Below are 2,946 nucleotides of genomic sequence, written 5' to 3'. Positions count from 1 at the left end.
ACCATATCGTTGAAGGATACTTTAGTATCTGGAACGGTGTTAATCACAGCACGTGATTTCATCGCTTCATCCATAGCTACTTCTATCGTTAAATAGAAATGTGGTGCGGTGAAGATAGATTCAGAAAGACGCTTAGCAATAGTCTTACGCATTTGCGAATTTTTGATAACTTCTGAAAATGTTTCTCCAGCTGGAACAAATGGTCTTACAGCAGTTTTTGGTTCTGCGTTGTCGGTTATTGGTTGACTAGTTTGACTTGGTGAAGCAGAAGCTGATGGAGTGAAATTCTCGACATCACTTTTGGTAATACGACCGTTTTCTCCAGAACCTTTTATTTGAGAAAGATTAATTCCTTTATCCTTAGCAATTTGTCTGGCTAATGGGGAAGCAAATATTCTTCCGCCATCGTTAGTTTGAATTACTTCTACTGTAGGTGTAACCGTTGCAGCTTGTTCAGTTAGGGGAGCAGCCACTGGAGCAGCGCCAGCTTTTTTATAGTTTTCGGCTATGCCTGTAATGTCAGTTCCTGACGGACCGATAATAGCTAAAACGCTATCAACGGGTGCCGATTGTCCTTCGTTAATTCCGATAAACAATAAAGTTCCAGCGTTGAAAGATTCGAATTCCATAGTGGCTTTGTCGGTTTCGATTTCGGCCAAAATATCACCTTCTTTTACTTCATCACCTACTTTTTTCAACCAAGTTGCCACTGTTCCTTCGGTCATTGTATCACTTAGACGCGGCATGGTTACTACTACCACTCCTTTAGGTAATGAGGTTGTTGTCGGTTGTGAGTTGTCGGTTGTCGGTTTTGCTTCTGATGGAGCTTCTGTCTTTTCTTTAGTTATTGCTTGTGCCGGAGTAGCGGCAGTACCAGAAATTATTCCAGAAATATCTTCACCTTCTTTTCCGATGATGGCTAAAAGAGAATCAACAGCTGCTGTTTCACCTTCTTTAATACCAATATATAATAAAGTACCAGCATTGAAAGATTCAAACTCCATCGTAGCTTTATCTGTTTCGATCTCAGCAAGGATATCTCCTTCTTTTACCGTATCACCAACTTTTTTTAGCCAAGTTGCTACAGTTCCTTCAGTCATAGTATCACTCAAACGAGGCATTGTAATTTTTGTTGCCATAATTATAATCTATGTGGGATGAAAGGATAATTTTCTTGTTCGTAAACAACATCATATAATTGTTGTACTTCTGGGAAAGGAGATTCTTCAGCGAATGTAGCACATTCTTCTACTAAATCTTTTACTCTCTCATCAATAACTTCAATTTCAGCATCGGTGGCATATTTTTTTTCTTTTATGATGTCCAATACTTGAGTGATTGGGTCAATTTTTCTGTATTCTTCTACCTCATCTTTCGAACGGTATAATTGAGCATCTGACATGGAGTGACCTCTATAACGATACGTTTTCATTTCTAAGAAAGTCGGTCCGTCACCACGGCGTGCTCTTTCCATAGCTTCGTGCATAGCTTCGGCAACTTTTACTGGGTTCATCCCGTCAACAGGTCCGCATGGCATTTCATATCCTAATCCTAATTTCCATATATCTGTATGATTGGCAGTTCTTTCAACTGAAGTCCCCATGGCATATCCATTGTTTTCACATATGAAAACTACAGGTAATTTCCATAACATAGCCATATTGAATGCTTCGTGAAGCGATCCTTGGCGTGCAGCACCGTCACCAAAATAGGTTAGGGTTACACCACCAGTTTCGAAATATTTATCACCAAAAGCCATACCTGCACCTACTGGAATTTGTGCCCCAACGATACCATGACCTCCATAAAATCCGTGTTCTTTAGAAAAGATGTGCATTGAACCACCCATTCCTTTGGAAGTTCCTGTAACTTTTCCTAATAGTTCAGCCATTACTTTTCTTGGATCAACACCCATTCCGATTGGTTGAACGTGATTCCTATAGGCTGTAATCATTTTGTCTTTTCCACCCAAATTCATAACGTGTAAAGCACCCGCTAATACGGCTTCTTGTCCGTTATATAAGTGAAGAAATCCTCTAACTTTTTGTTGAATATAAAGAGCTGCAAGTTTGTCTTCAAATTTTCTCCAAAGCAGCATTTCTTCATACCACTTTAAATAAACTTCTTTTGTTACTTCTTTCATTTGTTACTTTTGCTAAAGTGTTATTAAGTTCTTAATTATTATTCAACGCAGAATAGTTGACTTATAAATAAATTTGCGAAATGCAAAAGTAAAACATTCCCTTTAAGAAGTAAAATTTAAAAGCAGTAAATTTAACTATTATCTTGACTTTTCAACTATAGACAAAAAAAATGCTTTTTTTCGCTAATTTGATTAAAAAAAACACCAAATAATCAATGGACATTGTCCTCTTAATATCAAATTTACAAGAAGTTTTTATCGAAACTTAAAGGCAATAAATTTTCAATAGAAGCTGATTTGTAGACTTCACCGCTTTCGCCCATAAAATAGATTTCGATAGGTGTGTTTTGTTTATATTCATATTCTGAAATAGATTGCCTACAAGCGCCACATGGTGGAATTGGTGATGTAGTTTTATTGGTATCTGAAGCGGCTGTTATGGCCATTTTTATGATTTTAGCATCTGGATAAATGGCGCCAGTTTGAAAAATAGCCACTCTTTCTGCGCAAAGACCAGAAGGGTATGCCGCATTTTCCTGATTTGATCCTAAAACTATATGACCATTATCTAAAAGAATAGCAGTGCCAACTCTAAATTTAGAATAGGGTGCATAAGCTTTTTTTCGTATAGCGATGGCTTGTTGCATCAATGACTGAATTTCAATTGGCAAGTCAGTTAGAGATTCATAAACGGAAAACGACGAGTTAATGTTTATTTCTTTCATTATTGAGGAAAAAAAATCCAAATTTCTTTTTGAAATTTGGATGTTGTTTTTATTTTTTTTTGGCTATTAATAATCATC

The 2,946-nt window shown here is 36.9% G+C and carries 3 protein-coding genes; all 3 read right to left on the bottom strand.

The window, feature by feature from the left end:
* Positions 1–1,139, bottom strand: a 1,139-nt coding sequence (locus tag ACOYLT_RS11220; RefSeq protein WP_422853935.1) for a biotin/lipoyl-containing protein, incomplete at its 3' end; no start/stop codon positions are given.
* 2 nt (positions 1,140–1,141) lie between these two features.
* Positions 1,142–2,143: a pyruvate dehydrogenase (acetyl-transferring) E1 component subunit alpha gene (gene pdhA / locus ACOYLT_RS11215; protein WP_422853934.1), complete on the bottom strand. Its 1,002-nt coding sequence runs from the start codon at positions 2,141–2,143 to the stop codon at positions 1,142–1,144.
* Between the two features lie 242 nt (positions 2,144–2,385).
* A complete protein-coding gene (cdd, locus tag ACOYLT_RS11210) occupies positions 2,386–2,868 on the bottom strand; it encodes a cytidine deaminase (protein ID WP_422853933.1) in 483 nt (160 codons plus the stop codon).
* Positions 2,869–2,946 lie beyond the last annotated feature (78 nt).

Source organism: Flavobacterium sp. (genome assembly GCF_049318185.1).
In the GTDB taxonomy this organism is placed as follows: Bacteria; Bacteroidota; Bacteroidia; order Flavobacteriales; family Flavobacteriaceae; genus Flavobacterium.
The sequence above is the reverse complement of the archived record's forward strand: the minus strand, read 5'-3'. Positions and strand labels throughout refer to the sequence as shown.

What these genes read in the sequence shown, in the direction of transcription:
- pdhA (WP_422853934.1), bottom strand. Translation starts at nt 2,143, where the DNA reads ATGAAAGAAGTAACAAAAGAAGTTTATTTAAAGTGGTATGAAGAAATG.
- cdd (WP_422853933.1), bottom strand. Translation starts at nt 2,868, where the DNA reads ATGAAAGAAATAAACATTAACTCGTCGTTTTCCGTTTATGAATCTCTA.